The organism is Streptomyces sp. AB3(2024) (assembly GCF_041862025.1).
Taxonomy (GTDB): Bacteria; Actinomycetota; Actinomycetes; order Streptomycetales; family Streptomycetaceae; genus Streptomyces.
Genome location: NZ_JBGWAB010000092.1, coordinates 1 through 18324 on the forward strand (window position 1 = coordinate 1; position 18324 = coordinate 18324).

Annotated in this window: 15 protein-coding genes and 3 pseudogenes; 8 read left to right on the top strand and 10 right to left on the bottom strand. The window is 74.6% G+C overall.

All coding sequences use genetic code 11. The features are described from left to right. Positions 1-125: 125 nt before the first annotated feature. Positions 126-443: pseudogene (locus tag ACEPPI_RS28300) on the bottom strand (VOC family protein); the annotation flags it as partial. 149 nt (positions 444-592) lie between these two features. Between ACEPPI_RS28300 and ACEPPI_RS28305 the strand changes: the two are divergent. Together ACEPPI_RS28305 and ACEPPI_RS28310 are read left to right on the top strand one after the other, a co-directional pair. Continuing rightward, positions 593-1123, top strand: coding sequence for a hypothetical protein (locus ACEPPI_RS28305; protein WP_373918099.1), 531 nt, complete (start codon positions 593-595; stop codon positions 1121-1123). A 295-nt stretch (positions 1124-1418) separates the two neighbouring features. Continuing rightward, positions 1419-2924: a glutamate synthase subunit beta gene (locus ACEPPI_RS28310; protein ID WP_373918100.1), complete on the top strand. Its 1506-nt coding sequence runs from the start codon at positions 1419-1421 to the stop codon at positions 2922-2924. 22 nt (positions 2925-2946) lie between these two features. Here ACEPPI_RS28310 and ACEPPI_RS28315 read toward each other — a convergent pair whose 3' ends face one another. After that, positions 2947-3459, bottom strand: a complete 513-nt coding sequence (locus ACEPPI_RS28315; RefSeq protein ID WP_373918101.1) for a cupin domain-containing protein — start codon at positions 3457-3459, stop codon at positions 2947-2949. A gap of 88 nt (positions 3460-3547) precedes the next feature. Here ACEPPI_RS28315 and ACEPPI_RS28320 point away from each other — a divergent pair, with 88 nt between their 5' ends. Continuing rightward, entirely contained in the window at positions 3548-4156 is a 609-nt protein-coding gene (locus ACEPPI_RS28320) for a TetR/AcrR family transcriptional regulator (protein WP_373918102.1), read from the top strand. Positions 4157-4189: 33 nt separating this feature from the next. Here ACEPPI_RS28320 and ACEPPI_RS28325 read toward each other — a convergent pair whose 3' ends face one another. The 4 genes and pseudogenes from ACEPPI_RS28325 to ACEPPI_RS28340 form a co-directional block, all read right to left on the bottom strand. Continuing rightward, positions 4190-4648 (bottom strand): hypothetical protein, encoded by a 459-nt coding sequence (locus ACEPPI_RS28325; RefSeq protein ID WP_373918103.1) that lies wholly within the window; start codon positions 4646-4648, stop codon positions 4190-4192. 133 nt (positions 4649-4781) lie between these two features. Beyond that, complete coding sequence (locus ACEPPI_RS28330) at positions 4782-6029, bottom strand: phosphodiester glycosidase family protein (protein WP_373918104.1); 1248 nt, start codon at positions 6027-6029, stop codon at positions 4782-4784. 143 nt (positions 6030-6172) lie between these two features. Then, a pseudogene (locus ACEPPI_RS28335) lies at positions 6173-6769 on the bottom strand (PhzF family phenazine biosynthesis protein); the annotation flags it as partial. An 18-nt stretch (positions 6770-6787) separates the two neighbouring features. Continuing rightward, a complete protein-coding gene (locus ACEPPI_RS28340) occupies positions 6788-8089 on the bottom strand; it encodes an MFS transporter (RefSeq protein WP_373918105.1) in 1302 nt (433 codons plus the stop codon). A gap of 99 nt (positions 8090-8188) precedes the next feature. Between ACEPPI_RS28340 and ACEPPI_RS28345 the strand changes: the two genes are divergently transcribed. The 3 genes and pseudogenes from ACEPPI_RS28345 to ACEPPI_RS28355 all read left to right on the top strand — a co-directional run bounded on the left by ACEPPI_RS28345 (position 8189) and on the right by ACEPPI_RS28355 (position 10575). Next, positions 8189-9115, top strand: coding sequence for a helix-turn-helix domain-containing protein (locus tag ACEPPI_RS28345; protein WP_373918106.1), 927 nt, complete (start codon positions 8189-8191; stop codon positions 9113-9115). 95 nt (positions 9116-9210) lie between these two features. Next, positions 9211-9761 (top strand): annotated as a pseudogene (locus ACEPPI_RS28350) (arginine deiminase family protein); the annotation flags it as partial. A gap of 424 nt (positions 9762-10185) precedes the next feature. Then, positions 10186-10575 (top strand): PleD family two-component system response regulator, encoded by a 390-nt coding sequence (locus ACEPPI_RS28355; RefSeq protein WP_373918107.1) that lies wholly within the window; start codon positions 10186-10188, stop codon positions 10573-10575. A 50-nt stretch (positions 10576-10625) separates the two neighbouring features. Here ACEPPI_RS28355 and ACEPPI_RS28360 read toward each other — a convergent pair whose 3' ends face one another. After that, complete coding sequence (locus ACEPPI_RS28360; RefSeq protein WP_373918108.1) at positions 10626-12986, bottom strand: family 20 glycosylhydrolase; 2361 nt, start codon at positions 12984-12986, stop codon at positions 10626-10628. A 224-nt stretch (positions 12987-13210) separates the two neighbouring features. Here ACEPPI_RS28360 and ACEPPI_RS28365 point away from each other — a divergent pair, with 224 nt between their 5' ends. Further along, the gene (locus tag ACEPPI_RS28365; protein ID WP_373918109.1) at positions 13211-14116 is read left to right on the top strand and encodes an alpha/beta fold hydrolase; all 906 of its coding nucleotides are present in this window, start codon (positions 13211-13213) and stop codon (positions 14114-14116) included. A 21-nt stretch (positions 14117-14137) separates the two neighbouring features. On the opposite strand, the gene ACEPPI_RS28370 is transcribed toward ACEPPI_RS28365, so the two are convergent. From ACEPPI_RS28370 to ACEPPI_RS28380, 3 genes are all read right to left on the bottom strand, one after another. Next, complete coding sequence (locus tag ACEPPI_RS28370) at positions 14138-14536, bottom strand: nuclear transport factor 2 family protein (RefSeq protein ID WP_373918110.1); 399 nt, start codon at positions 14534-14536, stop codon at positions 14138-14140. Positions 14537-14608: 72 nt separating this feature from the next. Then, the gene (locus tag ACEPPI_RS28375; protein ID WP_373918111.1) at positions 14609-15724 is read right to left on the bottom strand and encodes a cation diffusion facilitator family transporter; all 1116 of its coding nucleotides are present in this window, start codon (positions 15722-15724) and stop codon (positions 14609-14611) included. Between the two features lie 109 nt (positions 15725-15833). Next, positions 15834-17285, bottom strand: a complete 1452-nt coding sequence (locus ACEPPI_RS28380; protein WP_373918112.1) for an MFS transporter — start codon at positions 17283-17285, stop codon at positions 15834-15836. A 101-nt stretch (positions 17286-17386) separates the two neighbouring features. On the opposite strand from ACEPPI_RS28380, the gene ACEPPI_RS28385 reads away from it, so the two are divergent. Then, on the top strand, positions 17387-18274 hold the full coding sequence (locus ACEPPI_RS28385) for a helix-turn-helix domain-containing protein (RefSeq protein ID WP_373918113.1): 888 nt from the start codon (positions 17387-17389) through the stop codon (positions 18272-18274). Positions 18275-18324: the final 50 nt, after the last annotated feature.

Genomic DNA, 18324 nt, shown 5'->3' on the forward strand with positions numbered 1-18324 from the left:
GGGGGGGGGGGCCCACGGGGGGGGGGCCGGGGCCGGCCCGGGGGGGGCCCCGGGGGGGGCCGGCGCCCGTCGCGGGGTCGGGAGGGTGCGGCGCCCCGGTACGGGGGCGCGGCCCGGGACGCGGTTCAGCGCTGCGACAGCTCCGAGGGCGGCTCCTGGACCGTCCAGCCGTTGCCGTCCGGGTCCTCGAACGACATGAAGGAGTTCCAGGTCTCCCCCTTGCCGTCCGCCCAGCCCGTCGCGCCGATGTGGCGGACCGGGGAGACGTCCACGCCCCGGGCCACGAGCTCCGCCCGGGCCTCCTCTATGTCCGTGGCGCAGAGCTGCAGGCCCTGGAGCGTGCCCGGAGCCATCGCCTTCGTGCCGGGGGCGGCGGGCATGCCCTGGAGCATGGCGATCGAACAGCGTGAGCCCGGCGGGGTGAGCTGGATGACGCGCACGCCGCAACGCCCTTACACGGGAGGGGAGAAGCGGGAGGGGAAGGACGCCGGTGGTCACGATTGGGTGGAGAACCCCACAGAACCGGATGCCCGTTCCTATGATGTTGCTCCTTTAACCAAATCCAGACGATCAACTTCGGGTGGGGGCACGGATGTACAGCGCGAACGACGACCGGGACAGAGCGAAGGCGACGGCGAACGGCCGCGGGGCAGGGCGGCGGGCGGGGCGGATCCGGCTCGCGTTCGTCGGCCTGTTGGCGGCGGGCGTCGCCGTCGCCTGTGGACCCGCGGAGGGCAGCGGTCCCGCCGTGAGGCCGCCGGCCCCCGCCTCGGCGTCCCCGACGACGGCCCCCTCCCCCACCGCGTCCCCGACGCCGTCGATGACGGCGACGGCCCTGCCGAGCCCCTCCGCCACCACCGCCGGCCCGGACGCCAAGGCCCCCGTCGCCCCCACCCCGGCCCCGGCCGCCACCCAGCCCGCGCCGAAGCCGACGACCAAGGCGCCGACCACGGCCCCGGAGGAGCCCGCGAAGGCCGACTGCGAGATCGTCTCCAACGCGGGCAACTGCTACAACGCGGGCCAGTACTGCCGCAAGGCGGACGTGGGACGCTCCACGCACGCCGGGAACGGCCGCATGATCCACTGCCGGCAGGACGGCAGCCAGCCGCGCTGGGGCTACTGAGCCCGGCCCCGGCGGGGGTCCCGATCCGGACCCCCGCCCGGCATCGCCCCCACAGCGCCGGCGCGGCGGTGGCATCACGGCGGCCGCCCGCGCCCGCCGCACGACCCTCGGGACCGCCCTGTCTGCGGCGGGCCTGGTGAACTACCCCGAAAGCCGCGTGTACCGCCGCTGCCGTCCCGACCGGGTTCCGAATCGCCCGGACGGCGTAATCTGGTCGAAAGGTTGCATACGGCGCGCGTCATGCGCGCCGTACCGCGCCTCGTACCCGCTCGCACGTGGGCCAGGGAGGCGGCGCGTGACCGATCCGTTCGGCTTCCTCAGGATCCCCCGCAAGGCCGTCGCGGCGCGGCCCGTCGAGGAGCGGCTCGGGGACTGGCGCGAGGTGTACGCGGGCCAGGCGCTGCTGCCGCTCGTCCGCGAGCAGGCCGACCGCTGCATGGACTGCGGCATCCCCTTCTGCCACACCGGCTGCCCCCTGGGGAACCTCATCCCCGAGTGGAACGCCTATGCTGCGCACGCGGACTGGAGCGCCGCGTACGAGCGGCTGCACGCCACGAACAACTTCCCGGAGTTCACCGGCCGGCTCTGCCCGGCGCCCTGCGAGGACGCCTGCGTCCTGGCGATCAACGCCGATCCGGTGACCATCAAGAACGTCGAACAGACGATCGCCGACGAGGGCCTGCGGCGCGGCTACATGACCCCCCGCCCGCCGGAGCGGCACGGCGGGAAGTCCGTGGGCGTGATCGGCTCGGGGCCGGCGGGACTCGCCGCGGCGCAGCAGCTGACCCGGGCCGGACACCGGGTCGTCGTCCACGAGCGGGCCGACCGGATAGGAGGCCTGCTCCGCTACGGCATCCCCGAGTTCAAGATGGAAAAGGCCCACCTCGACCGCCGGATCGAACAGATGCGGGCCGAGGGGACCGCGTTCGTGACCGGAGCGGACGTCGGCGGCGCCGAACGGGCGGACGAGCTGCGCGGGCGCTACGACGCCCTCGTCGTCGCGGTCGGTGCCGGGGAGCGCAGGGAGCTGCCGGTCCCGGGGCGCGCGCTGCTCGGCATACACCAGGCGATGGACTACCTGACCTGCGCCAACCGGGTGCGCGAGGGCGACTGCGCGGTGTCCCCGGTGACAGCGGACGGCGCCCACGTCGTGATCGTCGGCGGTGGGGACACCGGCTCGGACTGTCTCGGTACGGCCCTGCGGCAGGGAGCGCTCTCGGTGGTCCAGCTCGACATCAACCCGGAACCGGGACCCTCGCGCCGCGACGGCGAGCCGTGGCCGGTGTACCCGAGGGTCTACCGGATCTCCCACGCCCACGAGGAGGCCCGCGGGCAGGCCGGGAGCGACCCCAGGCTCTTCTCCTGCGCCACCCTGCGGTTCGACGGGGACGCCGACGGCCGGGTACGGGCGCTGCGCCTGACCGCGGTCGAGTCCGAGGCGCGGCGGCCCCTGACGGGCACCGAGCGCGTGATCCCGGCCGGGCTCGTCCTGCTGGCGCTGGGATTCTCCGGTCCCGAGCGGGCGGGCGGACTGAGCGGGCAGCTGGGGCTGGAGTTCGACGAGCGCGGGAACTTCGCCCGGGACGCGGGCTTCGCCGCCGGCGGGCGTGCCCCGGGGGTGTTCGTCGCCGGGGACGCGGGCCGGGGCCAGTCTCTGGTGGTGTGGGCCATCGCCGAGGGCCGGTCGGCGGCCTCGGCGGTGGACCGCTACCTGACCGGCTCCACGGCCCTGCCCGCGCCGGTGGCCGCGCACGACCAGCCCATGACGGCCCTGGGCCGGATGCGGTACGGGGACCTGTAGGCCCCGCGGGACCCGTCGGCGCTCAGGGCCGGGCCTCGTAGTGGATGTGGTGCCGGGCGGCGATGGGGTTGATCTTCACGGGATCCAGTTCCCCGTCGGTGAGTACGGCTGGGCCCGCCTCGACCAGGTCCTCGACGTAGCACTCCCAGCCGCCGGGCGAGGAGATCTGCAGCACGCGCGGGGGCGGGTCGGAGGCGCGGCGCAGGGCGTGCGGGACGCCCCGGGGCAGCAGGACGAAGGTGCCCCGCGGCGCCGAGTGGGTCCGGTCGTCGAACTCGATGTCGAGGGTTCCCTCCAGTACGTAGACGCACTCGTCGGCCCGGTGGTGGGTGTGCCGCGGGATGTCCTTGGCGAGGGTCACCTCCAGCAGCGACAGCCTCCCCTCGGTGTCGGCCGTCGTGGCCTTGACGGCGAAGGCCGGGGGCAGCGGTACGCGGCCCGGCCGGGCGACTCCGGGCCCCAGCAGGACGAAACGGTCTGCCCCCGATGCCCCTCGTCCGGACGTGAGCTGCTCCGGCGTGTCTTCTGCGTGCATGACGCGGACCCTCCTCGCATGGCACAATGTGAACCGGAATCCGATTCCGGTTACTGATGGGTCCAATGTACGTGGAGGAGTGGTCGGCTTGTCAACGCCCCCGACACCGAGCGGCGGCCGCAGGCCGCGCGCCGACGCGGAGCGCAACCGCGCCCTGGTGCTGGCCGCCGCCCGCGCCCTGTTCGAGGCGCACGGCGAGGAGGTCCAGATGCCGGAGGTGGCCCGGGCCGCCGGGGTCGGCATCGGCACCCTGTACCGGCACTTCCCCTCCAAGCAGGCCCTCGTGGAGGCGGCGGCGGAACAGCGGTTCGCCGAGATCCTCCGGCTCGCCCTGACCGACTGCCTGCGCGACCCGGAGGAGGGCCGGGGGCTGGCCCGGTACCTGCGCCACGTCGGGGGGATCCTCGCCGAGGGCCGGGGTCTGACGGCCTCCGTCGCGGCCGCCGCGGGCTCCTCGGCACCCGGAGGGGAGACGCTGCGGCACCTGGAGGACGCCGTCACGGCCCTGATCGAGCAGGGGCGGACCGCCGGCACCCTCCGGGACGACCTCACCGTCGCCGATGTGTACATGATCGTCGGCGGGCTGTCCGGGATCATCCGGACGGGGAGCGGGGACTGGCACCGCTTCCTCGACCTCGCCTTCGACGGCCTGCGCCCGCGCGGGGCCGGACCGACGGGCCTCGACGGCTCCCGCTGACCCGGGTTCCCGCCGGGGCGCGGAGGGCGGGTCTCAGCGGGCGGCCGGGGGCTCCGCCGAAGGGGTCGCGGGGGCCTGGGGCTTCGAGTGGGCGCCGTCACAGAGCAGGGTGATGACGATCTGCGCGGTGGGGAACTCCGCCGCGGCGGAGCCGGTGAGCGAGGTGGTCGCGGTCCAGTTGGCCTTGTGGAGGCTGAGCATCCCCTCCGCGGGGCTCCGGGAGTCCTTCCAGCCGTGGCCGGAGCGGGCGCGGGCGAACCCGGCCCGCAGCGCCGCGTCCGCCGTCGCCGAGGGGTACTCGGCGCCCAGGATCTCGTGGCACTCGATCGGGCTCATGGTCTGCGGCATCCGACGCACCGTCACCCCCTCCTCGGCCATCGCCGCCGTCAGATCGGCCACCGCCTCGTCCGTGGCCAGCGGCGGGCCCGAGTAACGCGGGGGCAACGGCCCCAGGTCCTGGAGAGGAGTGCCGCAGGCCGTCGCCGCCACCATGACCAGTACCGCAGGTACCCAGCGTCCTCGCCCCCGTCGCACGTTCCCGCCCGTCCTCTCTCCGCCGTTCCGGCCGCCCAGTCTCGCACCGGCCCGCCTCCCCCGCCCCACCGGGTCTCCCGGCCCTGGGCGTTCACTTCCCGGCGGTGATCGCGATGCCGTTCGGCACGCGCCGTTCCTGGCCCTGCTGGAGGTGGTTGCGGACGGCGACCGTCCCGGTCGCGGGGTCGCGGACGGCGAGGGTGGAGGAGGCACCGCCGTCCATGTAGAGGCCCTCGACGCAGCCGAGCGAGCGCAGCACGTCGGCCAGTTCACGCACGGTCAGGCCGGTGGAGGTGCCCTCCCGGCCGTCGGTGACCAGCAGGAACAGCGCGTCGCCGCCCTCGCCGACGCCCACCGCCGAACGGGGCTCCGCGGTCCGCGCGTCCAGACCCGGCAGCGGCCGGTGGCCGCGGAGCACGGCGTGGGCGCCCAGCGCGAAGCGGAAGGGGGCTCCCGGACCGGAGTCCAGGTCGTACGCGATCCGGACGCGCGTGCCCGGGACCAGGGCGCGGAGCGCCTCCGCGCCCGCCTCCCGGCCCAACAGGATCTGGGTATCGGCGCCGACGGGCCCGCTGCCGGGGGTGTCGGAACCGGAGACCACCTCGCCCCGGCGGACGGTGACCTCGTAGACCTCTTCCGAGCAGGGCGCCGCGCGACTCCTGTCGGTGCCGCACACCGCCCGCGCCCGGGAAGCGGAGCCCCAGTGCGAGGTGAACAGGCCGACGGAACCGACGGGCAGGGCGTACTGGTTGTACCCGCCCAGGGCGATCCGTCCCGCCGGGGTCTCCACGCGGCCGACCAGCTTCAGCCGGCCGCTGCGCGCCTTGCCGTCGGTGCCCACGCCGACCACGTCTCGGGCGCTGTCACCCGCCGGGGGCTTCCACCCGAAGCGCTGCCCTTCGGGTACGGCGGCCTTGAGCGCGCGGCCGTCCTTCACCTCCGGGCCGGACGGGGAGCCGGTGGCGGCGATCCCGGGGTGCTGGCTCTCCACCATGTGGAAGAAGTCACCGTTCACCGCGGCCACGGCTCCCTGCCGCCGGGCCATCTGCGACACCGGGGCCCGGCCGCTGACGGATCCGGGGTACAGCAGGTCGGCCCGTACTCCGGGCGTACGCAGGTCGACTTCGACGAGATGGAGGCGGGCGCTGCCGTGCGAGGTGGGGACGGTGAACTCCCGGTAGGTCACGCCGGGTGCCGGATGCTCGGGGCGGGTCGCCCCCGCCCCGGGCGCTTGTGGGCGGGCGGCCTCCGGGCGGGCCGCCGCCGGCCGGGCCGGGACGGCGGCGAGACTGACTGCGGCCAGGACCGCGACGGCGGCGAGGCGCGGGAACCTCTTCATCGCGTCATCGTGGGTGATGGTCCGTGAGCAGGCCCGCAGACCCGCCGGGTTCGGGCCCGGTTCACACCGACGTGTGCCGGCGCGGGGTCAGGGGAGTTCTGCGAGCCGTCCCTCGCCGACGATGACGACGCCGCCGCCGACCTTCACACCGTGCGGACGTCCGTGCCGGTACGCGTACGCGGCCCCCAGGCGGGCCAGGGGGCGTCGAGCGGGGTGGCGACGCGGGCCCGGGCCAGCGCGTCACCCCGTACGGGGACGACCAGATACCGCAGTCCGGTGGACACCGTCTCCGGCCGCAGCATCGGGTCGAGGTCGTCGGCGTCGAGGGAGAAGCAGGAGGCGATGGCGGCCCGGTGGGCCCGGTCCGGGCCGTGCGGGCGGCGGGTGAACCTGGCGGGGCCCTGGTCCAGGACGCCCTCGTAGCGGCGCGGTCCGATGCGGCGGGTGATGGCCTCCACCCCGCGGGAGCGCAGCCGCAGGGTCCACGTGACGCGGTCCGCGGGAGCGCCGTCCGCGGGGGCGGGGGCGTGCAGGTCGTGCAGCACGCCCGCGGCGCCGAGCACGGGGTGCCCCGCGAAGTCGAGTTCCCCCGCCAGGTCGAAGACCCGGGCCCGATGGGTGCGCGGGCGCGCCGGGTCCCGCGTCAGGAAGACCGATTCGAAGTGGCGCAGTTCCCTGGTGATGCTCAGCATCCGCGCCCCGGTGAGGCCTTGGGCCTCGGGGAAGACCGCGAGGCTGTTGCCGCTGTAGGGGCGGGGTCAGGGGCTCGTGGCGGGCACGGGGTCGGACCGCTGCGCGCCGGACGGCAGTTCGCGGGCGGTGCGCAGCGGCGAGAGGAGGAGGGGAAGTACGGCCAGGAGTTCGCCCAGTGCCCCGGTCCACAGGGCGGCCCGGGCTCCGAACTGCTGGCCCAGCAGCCCTCCGACGAGCGCGCCGACCGGCATGGACCCCCAGACCACGAAGCGGAAGGTCGCGGTCATCCGGCCCAGGAGCGGTTCGGGGCACAGCCGCTGCCGGTAGGCGACCGAGGTCACCTTGAAGGTCATGAAGGCGGTCCAGCCCAGCCCCTGGAGGGCCACGGCCACGGCGAACCGCCAGTCGGCCCGGTAGAAGGGCAGTGCGAGCACCCACAGCAGTCCGCTGACGACCACCGACGCGCACATCGCGCGTCCCTGGCCCCACCGGGCGGCGATCCGGCCGGTGAGCAGACTGCCGATCAGGCCGCCCGCGGCTTCGGCGGTGAACACCGCGCCGCAGAGCAGCGGGGGGAGCCCGAGGTCCCCGGCGAGCAGCACCGGCAGCATGGAGGCCCCGATGGTCCCGCACAGGTTGGAGACGGCGGCGGCGAGGGTCAGTGCCCGCAGGGCCGGGTTCCCGAAGACGAAGCGGAGTCCTTCCGCGATCTCGGCCCGCAGTGTCGTGCCGGGCCGCTCCCCGTCCCGCCGGCCGAGGGGGCGCACGCGCCGGAGGAACAGTGCCGAGACGCCGTAGCTGAGGGCGTCGGCGGCGAGGGCGAAGGGTGCGGTGAGGGCGCCGACGAGCGCACCGGCGAGGCCGGGGCCCCCGACCTGGGTGATGTTGCGGCTCGCTTCGAGCCGGACGTTCGCCCGCACCAGCGCGGCCCCGCCCACCAGGCGCGGCAGTGCGCTCTGGGCGGCCACGTCGAAGAAGACCGTGCACACCGACATTCCGAAGGCGACGGCGTACAGATGGGGCAGCGTCAGCGCGTCGTACCACGCCGCGACCGGGACGGACAGCAGCAGGGCGGCGCGGCCGAGGTCGCCCGCGACCATGACGGGACGCAGCGGCAGCCGGTCCACCCAGGCACCGGCGGGCAGGCCGACGATCAGGAAGGCGAGGTACTCGGCCACGACGAGCAGTCCGACCTCGAACGGGGTGGCGTCGAGGGTGCCGATGGCCACGAGGGGCAGTGCGAGCAGGGTCACGGCGGATCCGCACTGGCTGACGGTGTCGGCGATCCACAGCGGGCGGAAGCCGGAGCCGGGGGCCGGACCGGTGCGGCGGGGGCGCGGGGCGGCGCCGGGGCGGGGGTGCGTCATGGATGCGAAGATCACCGGCGCGGGGGCGGCGCGGCCATTGTTTTAGTCTGGGCCGAAAGGTGGTGGCGGTCGGGGGTACCGCCGGACGGGGGCGCGGGCATGGGTGAGGTGCGGTTCGGGGTGCGGGACGTCGCGGGCGTCAGGTTCGCGGTCTCACCGCTGTGGGAGACCGTCACCAGCTTCCGGGCCGTGGCGGATCCGGGCCGCTACGCCTTGCACCTGCCGTGGCTCACCTCGGTACGGGCGCTGCGGACGGACCGGGCCCTGGCCGTGCGGACCGCCCCCTTGCGGGTCCTGACCGCCGTGGACGGTCCCGGGGCGCGGCCGCCGGCGGACGTACCGGAGTTCCTGACGCCCCCTCCGCGCTGCCCCCTGGCCGAGTTCGAGGAGGAGCTCGCGCTGCTGGCGGTCCCGCCGGCCGGGGTGGCCGGGGTGGCCCCGCCCGACCCGGCGGACGCCCTGCGCGCCTGGTGGGAGGCGGCGGTCCGGCCGTACTGGCCCCGCGTCCGGGCGGTCCTGGAGGCGGACATCGCCTACCGGACCCGGCAGTTGGCCGAGGACGGCATCCAGGAGGTGCTCTCCCGGCTCCATCCCGCGCTGCGCTGGACGGGCGACCGCCTGGTCTCCCCGGAGCTGGGCCCGGCGGTCCTCGACCTGGACGGCAGGGGGATCACCCTGGCCCCGAGCGCCTTCGCGGTCGGCTGCCACCTGCTGACCGGGCCGGGGCCGACACCTCCGGCCCTCGTCTACCCGGCGCGGGCCGTGGGCACCCTGTGGGAGCGGCGCGGTGTCCCCGGCGAGGGGCTGGCCCGTCTGCTGGGGCGCAGCCGGGCCCGGCTGCTCTCGTGCACGAGCTCGCCCGCCACCACGACCCAGCTGGCGGCCCGGACGGGGCTCAGCCTCGGCGCGGTCTCCCAGCACCTCGGGGTGCTGCGGGACGCCGGTCTCGTCACGAGCCACCGCTACCGGCGCGAGGTGCACTACGCGACCAGCGAGCTGGGCGACGCCCTGCTGGAGCGGACGTAGGGTCCCGGCCCTCCCCCGTCCCGGGAGGCGGTCGGCGCGGGGGCCGCCACGCGCGGACTGCCTCCAGTACCGGCCCATACATCCGGAATCGGACATTTTCCATGGGGATGAGCGAGCGGACCTCGCAGCAGGCGATCACCCAGGTGGCGCGGGCCCTGTTCGAGCAGGGTGCGGCGCAGCACGTGGTCGTCGCCGGGATGCCGAAGCTGCGGGCGGCGATGCACCTGGACACGGTCCTCACCTTCGCCGACCGCGACATCGTCACCGTCTACCCGAAGATCGTGGAAGCGGTGCACAGCTTCTCGCTCCGCCCTCAAACCGGGCGCCGGGCGTGGAGGTCACCGACGAGGGCGACACCCCGTTCGTCGAGGTGGTGGCGCGGAGCCTCGGCCTGCCGGAACTGCGGGTGATCGAGACCGGCGGTGACGTCTACGCCTCCGAGCGCCAGCAGTGGGACAGCGGCAACAACGCGGTCGCGCTCGAACCGGGCGTCGTGTTCACGTACGACCGGAACACGCAGACCAACGAGCTGCTGCGGAAGGCGGGCGTCGAGGTCCTCCCGATCGTGGGAGCGGAACTCGGCCGCGGCCGGGGCGGCGGCCACTGCATGACCTGCCCGCTGATCCGCGACGTGGTCACCTTCTGAGCCGGGCCCCCCACGCGTCCGGCTCCGGCCGGCGGGCCGGCGGGGCGCGGGCGGCGCAGTGGAGGGCTGCGGCGAGGGGCACCAGGTCGAGGCCGGCGCCCACAGCCGAGCGGAGACCGGCGCGGACAACGGCACGGCGGCGGTCGGCGCGGGGTGCCCCGTGGTCCGGACGGGGCCGGGGCCGTGGTCCGGGTCGGTGAGCCGGATGGCACCGTAGGCGAGGATGAGGAGCGGCGCCGTCACGAAGGCGGCCCGTGTCACGGCCGTCCGGGCGGAACGGCGGGGTCGCCGAGTAGTGAGTCGATCTTGTCCGTGGGGCCGGCCGCCGGGCATCGCGCGTCATCCCGACCCCGATTCGAACCGACCCTGAGCCCGCTCGGGGCTCACAGCCCAGGGCTCACCGCCCGGGGCGGAAGGAAACAGCATGAGCGGCGACATCCCCGCCAAGATCCTCCTGATCGTGAAGGACCGCAGGCTCTGGGGGCTGCTCGAACGGCTCCTCGTCTCCGCCGGCTACGTGGTCGTCGACGGCGGGAGCGGCCGGGAGACGCTCGCCCTGTTGGAGCGCGAGGGGCCGGTGGGCCTGGTGGTCTGTGAGCGCACCGGTCCGGGGCTCGACGAGGTGGCCCTGTTCGAGGAGATCCGGCGGGATCCCGGACACGGGCGGGTCCCGATCCTCGCACTGCCCCCGGCCGACCCGGAGTGCACCGTCCAGGCGCTGAAGGCGGGAGTGGACGAGGTCCTCGCGAAGCCCTTCCATCCGAACGACCTCCTCGACCGCGTGCACCGCCTCGCCCGGGGCGGGCGCGGCTGACCGGTACGGGACGGTGGCGCCACGGGGCGGCGGCGCCGGGCGCCACGGGGTCAGGCGATCAGCCAGCTCTGGAACGCCGACCCGGTGGCGGCCTGCTGGGTGACGGCGGCCCCGTCCGTGCCGGAGGCGGTGGTGAGCAGGAGCCCGCTCCTCGCGTTCGTCACCGAGGAGCCGCCGCCCGGCAGTGCGGCGATCCTCCAGCGCTGGCCGTCGCCGCCGGTGCAGACGGCCTGGACGACGGCCGCGCCGGCCGGGGCCGAGCCGCCCTCGATGTCCGCGCAGAGCCCGGAGGCCCCGTTGACCAGGGTGTGGGTGCCGTCGGCGCCGGGGGTGAGCCGCCACTGCTGGTTGGGCCCGCCGTGGGGTGTCCAGGTGATCAGCCGGATGCCGGGGGCGGTGGAGCCCGCCGGGTCGTCGAGGGCCTTGCCGGCGGCCGTGAGGGTGCGGGGGGCCGGCGACGGGTCGTCGTAGACCTCGAACTCGTGGAGGGAGTAGCCGTACGCGGTGCCGCGCCGGGTGCCGAGGACGCGGATGTACCGGCCGGTTCCGGTCAGGCCGGTGAGGTCCTGGACTCCCCCGGTGCCGGTGGTGGTGGAGTGGATGGTGCGCCAGGTGGTGGTGTCGTCGGAGAGCTGGATCTGGAAGGACTTCGCGTACGCCGCCTCCCAGCGCAGGACGACGCGGCCGACGGCGTGGGGGGCGGCGAGGTCCACCTGGAGCCACTGGGGGTCGGCGTAGGCGCTGGACCAGCGGGTGCCGGGGTCGCCGTCGGTGGCGGCCGCCGCCGGGAAGTCCGGGGTCTCGGTGCTGGAGGCGGTGGTCGGGCGGCCCAGGGCGAGGTTGCCGGGCTGGGCCGTGCCGGGCCAGGCCGGGTTGTGGCCGACGGCCGCCACGATCGGGGTGAAGGCGGCGTACGTGGGCACCGGCTTCGGGGAGCCCCAGGTCTGCTGGGCCAGTCCGCGCAGCGGGTACATGATCCCGGCCGCGATCTGGTCCTCGGTCTCGGCGGTGGGGTTGTCGCACCAGACGTGGAGCAGGGAGCCGGGGTTCCGGGTGGGGTCGGAGAGGGTGGCTCCGCCCTCGAAGCGGTCCGCGGTCCAGGTCTCGTACATCCACTTGGTGTCGGGTTTGGCTCCGCCCAGGACGTAGTAGGTGGGCGTCCAGGAGGCGTTGGCGACGGTGTGGCCGGCGGCGGCGAGCTGCTGCGGGGTGAGGCCGTAGGTGTACCAGTACTCGACGAGGATGCCGGGGTGCGGGGTGAGGGTGCCGTCGCCGGACTTGATCCCGTCGTTCCACATCCTGGTGGTCTTGCCGGCCGCCCGGACCAGGTCGTCCGCCCAGTTGACGAACCCGTAGTAGGTGTCCTTGGCGGTGGCGCCGGCGCCGTAGTGGGCACGGGCGTAGGCGAGGAGCTGCGGGTACTTGCCGTAGTCGGTGACGTATTCGTCCGCGCCGATGTGCCAGTACGGGGCCGGGAACAGCGGCAGGTACTCGGTGACGAGGTCCTTGACCAGCGCGTACGAGCCGGGCAGCGAGAGGTCGATGAAGTCGGGGCTGGCGGCTCCGGAGGAGCTCTTGAGCCTGAGTTCGGGGTGGGCGGCGAGGACGGCGTTCATGTGCCCCGGGGTGTCGATCTCCGGGACGATGGTGACGTGGTACCTGAGGCCCAGGGCGACGAGGTCGGCGATGTCCTGCTTGGAGTAGTGGTCGGCGGAGACGACCTCCGGGTGGGTGGAACTCTCCAGGCGGAAGCCGAAGGTGTCCGACAGGTGGAAGTGGAAGTAGTTGAGCTTGAGGTAGGCCAGTTCCTTGATGTGCCGCCGCAGCCATTCGACGGTGAAGAACTTGCGCCCCTGGTCGACCATGAGCCCGCGCTCGGACTTGTCCGGCCAGTCGACGGCGGTGCCCGCCGGCACGGCGGCGGACCGGTGGAGCAGTTGCAGGACGGTACGGGTGCCGTTGAAGGCGCCGGCGGCGGTGGCGGCCCGGAGGGTGAGGGCCGGTCCGACGGTCATCCGGTAGCCCTCCGGCGGCAGGGCGGGATCGTCCAGGCCGATCCCGATGTCCCCGGCGGCCGGAGTGCCGGTGACCACGGGGACCTGGCGCCCGGTCAGCGCCGTGAGGTCCTCGGCGAAGGTGGCGGCCTCGCCGGAGAGCCGTTCGGCCGCGGCGGGGTCGACGACGATCCGGGAGGCGGCGGTGAAGGCGTAGGGGTCGGCGGCTGACGCGGTCCACTGCCGCAGCGCGGGAACGGTCTGCGGGGTCGCCGCCACGGCGGCCACAGGAGCGGAGGCGGCCGCGGGACGCGTGTCCACGGCCACGGGAGCGGGAGCCCCGTGGGCCGCGGCGCCGGGCGCTGTCAGTACGGACACCGCGCAGGCGGTGGCGACCAGGAATCCGAGCAGGCGCATGGCTGCCTCCAGCCGGGTGGGGCCGCGGAAGACGGGTGCCCAGTGCAGCGCAGCGCCGCGTACATGTCAATAGATGCTCGGAACGGTGCACAATCGAGCAGCCTCGCGCAGTTTTCCGCCGATCGCGCGGATCCCGCCGGCCCCGTCGGGCACGGAACACGCGCCGGAAAACGTCGGGATCCGTCTTCGGCCGGGGTGGCCACCCGCCGCTCTATGGTGGGCCCATGACGGAACAGAAGGCGTTCGGCGTGGGCCCCTCGAAGATCGAGATCGCCTACGAGCGTTTCGGTGATCCGCGCGATCCTGCGGTCCTGCTGGTCATGGGCATCGCCCTGCAGATGCTGGGCTGGCCCGAGGGGTTCTGCGCCGAGCTCACCTCGCGCGGGGTGCAGGTGATCCGGTTCGACAACCGCGACGTCGGGCTTTCCTCCCACTTCCCGGACGCACCCGTCCCCGACGTCCGCGCGGCGCTCGCCGGGGACCTGTCCTCGGCCTCGTACACCCTCTCCGACATGGCGGCCGACAACGTCGGCCTGCTCGACGCGCTGGAGATCGACGGCGCACACGTCGTCGGCCTGTCCATGGGCGGCGCGATCGCCCAGACGATGGCGCTCGAACACCCGGGCCGGGTACGGTCGCTGACCTCGCTGATGTCCACGACGGGCGACCTCTCCGTCGGACGGCCGAAGCCCGAGGCACTGGGGGCCCTGGCGGCGCCGGTCGCCACGGCGCGCGAGGAGGTCGTCGAGCGGATGGTGCGGACCGTACGGGTCCTCGGGTCGCCCGGTTTCCCGTTCGACGAGGCGGCCGTGCGCGACCGGGCGGCCCGCGCCTACGACCGGTCCCACGACCCCCTCGGCGTCGCCCGCCAGGCGGTGGCTTCGATCGCGGCCGGGGACCGTACGGAGCGGCTCCGCGCGCTGGCGGTGCCCACCCTGGTCATCCACGGCGCCGACGACCCGATGTGCGACGTGAGCGGGGGGCGGGCCACCGCCGACGCCGTCCCCGGCGCCGAGTTCGTGACCTTCGAGGGGATGGGCCACGACCTGCCGCGCGCCCTGTGGCCGGAGATCGCATCGCTGATCACCGGGCTCGTGCGGCGCGCGGAGGCGGTCGCGCCGGTCCGCTGAGGGCGCCGGGAGGCGGCGGGGTCAGGGCCGGTCGAACCAGGAGAAGGCGGCGATCCGCCAGCCCTGCGGGGTGCGGACGAACTGGATGGTCTTGGTGCCGCCGCCCTCGAAGGGCTCGCCGTCCAGGGTCCCGGACTTGCGGTACTCGCCGAAGCGTGACGCGATGCCACCCTCTATCTCGGTCCGTTCCGAGACCTCCCACTCGCTGAACCCGACCAGCCGGCCGTCCTTCAGCAGGCGCTCGCGGGGCTCGATGAACTCGTCCACGGTGTACGCCGTGAACTCCGGTCCGGCATGCACGATCACACCGCCGGGCAGGATCAGCCGGCGGAGCCGGGCCACGTCGGCGCCCCCGCCGTCCCGGTTGTCGAAGGCGGCGAAGAACTCGGCGGTCAGCGCGTCTATTTCGGTCTTGGACATGGCCACGACGGTAACACCGGGAGGCCTCGGGCCACGGGGGAAGGCCGGGGTTCCCCCGGGCGGCGCAAGGCCTCAGCCACGGCCGGGGTGATGGGCGAGGGCGGCGTGGGGGTCGTGGCCGCCGGGATGGACGTGGTCCGTGTGGACCGTCGCCGCCGTCAGCCTCGGCACCGCGTGGATCAGGGCGTGCTCCGCGGCGACCGCGAGGCGGTGGGCCTGGACGACGGTGAGGTCGGGGCCGACCACGATGTCGGCCTCGGCGCGCAGGGCGTGACCGATCCACCGCATGCGCAACTGGCCGACGTCCAGTACCCCCTCGACGCGGCGCAGCGCGCGCTCGGCGGTGTCGACGAGGGCGGGGTCGACGGAGTCCATCAGCCGCCGGCCGACCTGGCGGGCCGAGTCGCCCAGGACCAGCAGGATCGCGAGGGTGATCAGCAGGCCGACCACCGGGTCGGCGCCGCGCATGCCGAGGGCGGAGCCGCCCGCGCCGAGGAGGACTGCCAGCGAGGTGAAACCGTCGGTGCGGGCGTGGAGCCCGTCGGCGACCAGCGCGGCGGAGCCGATCCTTCGGCCGGTGCGGATGCGGTGACGGGCCACCCATTCGTTGCCGGCGAACCCGGCTAGCGCCGCCGCGGCGACGGCCCACAGGTGGCTGACGTCGCGGGGGTGCAGCAGCCGGTCGACGGCCGCCCAGGCCGCGAAGGCGGCGGAGGCGGCGATGGTGAGGACGATCAGCACGCCCGCCAGGTCCTCGGCCCGGCCGTAGCCGTAGGTGTAACGGCGGTTCGCCGCCCGGCGGCCGAGGACGAAGGCGATGCCCAGGGGGACGGCGGTCAGGGCGTCGGCGGCGTTGTGCACGGTGTCGCCGAGGAGCGCCACCGACCCGGACAAGGCCACGATCACGGCCTGGACGGCGGTGGTGACGCCGAGGACGGCGAGGGAGGTCCACAGGGTGCGCATCCCCTCGCGTGAGGTCTCCATCGCCGCGTCGACCTTGTCCGCGGCCTCGTGGCCGTGCGGGGTGAGCAGGTGGGCGAGCCGGTGCCGGAGGCCGTCGGCGCGGCCGTGCCCGTGGTCGTGGTCGTGCCCGTGGTCGTGGTCGTGGCCGGGGCCGTGGTGGGTGTGGTGGGTGTGGTGGTCGCCGTGCCGGTGTGCGGGGGTGTGGGCGCTCTCGTTGGCCTCCATGGATTCACCGTGGCACACGGAGCCGATTGCGGCTACGGCCGTCGTACGCTCCGTGACCAGGTGCGACGCCCTCGCACCTGCGCTCCGTGGGACGGACGGCGCGGCGCGCTCAGCGCAGCACGCGCGGCAGGCGGAGGCTGAGGAGCACGGTGAGCGCGATCATGCCCAGCTGGACGAGCAGGGTCACGGTCAGGGCCGTCCCCATCCCCGCTCCGGGCACCAGGGCGAGGAAGAGGGTGCCCAGGGTCGCCACGCCCAGGGCGAGCGCCGACTGCTGGGTGGTGACCATGACCCCGCCGCCCACTCCGGCCCGATCGGCCGGGACGTCCGACAGCATCATCCGCATCAGCACGGGCAGTTGCAGGCCCTGGCCGAGGCCCGCCACGGCGACCGCGGGAGCAAGGGCTGCGAGGCCGACGTCCGGCCAGTCGGCGCGGACGGTCAGCAGGAGCAGGCCGATGCCCAGGCCCTGGAGCAGCCCGCCCGCGGTGACGACCCGGCTGCCGAAACGGCCGACCAGCTTCGGGCCGGCCAGGGAGGCGGCGAAGAAGGCCACGGCCATCGGCACCAGAGCCAGCCCGGCGGACACCGGCCCCATCCGCAGGCCCTGCTGCAGGGCGACGGCCACGACGAACATGAAGCCGCTGAAGCCCATCGAGAAGGGCACCATCAGCACCAGGCCGCGCCGCAGCGACTCCAGCCGCAGCAGGCTCGGCGGCACGAGCGGGGTACGGCCCGACCGGTCCGCGCGCCGCTCCGTGAGGTAGAAGGCCGTGGCCGCGAACGGGAACACGGCGAGCGAGAGCCAGGTCCACAGCGGCCAGCCGGTCGCCCTGCCCTCGGTCAGCGGCAGCAGCAGGGACACCAGCGACAGGCCGAGCAGCAGCGTTCCCGGTACGTCGACCGAGGCCGGACGGTCCGAGCGGGTCTCGGGTACGGCCCGCACCGCGAGCACCAGACCGAGGATGACGACGGGCACGTTCACCAGGAACACCGAGCGCCAGCCGGACCCGGCGAGGTCCGCGGCGACCAGCACCCCGCCGAGGATCTGCCCGGTGACCATGGACAGCCCGGCGGTGGCCCCGTAGAGGCTCATCGCGCGGGCCCGGCGCGGACCTTGGGTGGTGGCCTGGATGGTGGCGAGCACCTGCGGCAGCATCAGCGCGGCGGCCGCTCCCTGGGCCACCCGGGCGCCGACGAGGGTCCAGGCGGTGGGGGCCAGGCCGCAGGCCAGCGAGGTGAGGCCGAAGGCGGCCATGCCGATGAGGAAGAGCCTGCGCCGGCCGGCGGTGTCGCCGAGACGGCCGCCGAGCACCAGCAGGACGGCGTAGGCGACGCCGTAGCCGCCGACGATCAGTTCCAGCATCGCGGGGCCGGCGGCCAGGTCGCTGTCGATGGCGGGCAGCGCCACGTTGACGATGAAGAAGTCGATCAGGGGCAGGGCCGCGCCCAGCAGTACGGTGAACAGGCCCAGCGGGTTCAGCGCCGCGCCCGTCCCGGCGGCCGGGTCCGTGGGGCGGGAGGGGGACGGATGGTTCGTACGTACGGTCGTTTCGCTCACACCCAGGACGATCCTCCAGCGCCCAGTCTGGTACCAGAGTTTCCTTATCCTGGTATTGGCACTACCTGGCACCCGGATGCCGGCTGCGGCACCCTGGAGTCATGACCACTGTGGCCCCCGAGAGCGACGTACGCCGGCACGAGCTGGCCGATTTCCTGCGCAGCCGCCGCGAGCGGATCACGCCCGAGCAGGTCGGGCTGGTGCGCGGCCGCCGGCGGCGCACCCCGGGGCTACGCCGCGAGGAGGTGGCCCAGCTCTCCGCGGTGGGCGTCACCTGGTACACCTGGCTGGAGCAGGCCCGCGCGATCCAGGTGTCGCCGCAGGTGCTGGACGCCCTGGCGCGCGCCCTGCTGCTGGACCCCAGCGAGCGGGCGCACCTGTTCGCGCTGGCCGACAGCACCGATCCGGCGTCGCACACGCCCTGCACCAGTGTGACCCCGGCGCTGCGCGCGATGCTCGACCAGCTGGATCCGATCCCGGCCTGCGTCCAGAACAGCCGGTACGACATCCTCGCGTACAACACCACGTACGGGCGGCTGCTGTGCGATCTGGACGGGCTGCGGCCGGAGGAACGCAACTGCATGTGGCTCGCCTTCACGAACCCGGACTGGCGGGCGGCCGTCGTCGACCTGCCCGAGGTGAACCGGACGATGGCGGCCAAGTTCCGGGCCTCGATGGCGGAACACCTGGCCGAGCCGACGTGGAAGGCGCTGCTGGCCAGGCTGGAGGCGGCCTCGGCCGAGTTCCGGGAGATCTGGGCGCGGCACGAGGTGGTCGGGCCGGGCGGGAAGGCGAAGTACATCTTCAACGCCCAGGTGGGCCTGCTGCACCTGGAGCACACCAACCTCTGGCTGGGTCCGGCGGCCGGACCGCGGCTGGTGACGTACGTCCCGCTGGACGAGGAGAGCCGCGAGCGCCTCGTACGCCTCGGTTCCCTCCGGTCCCCGGACACCGCCGCCCCGCCCGTGGAGGGCGCCCTCGCCTCCTGAAGCCTCCTGCCCCGGAGCCGACTTGACGGCGGGCGCCCGCTGCGCACCGA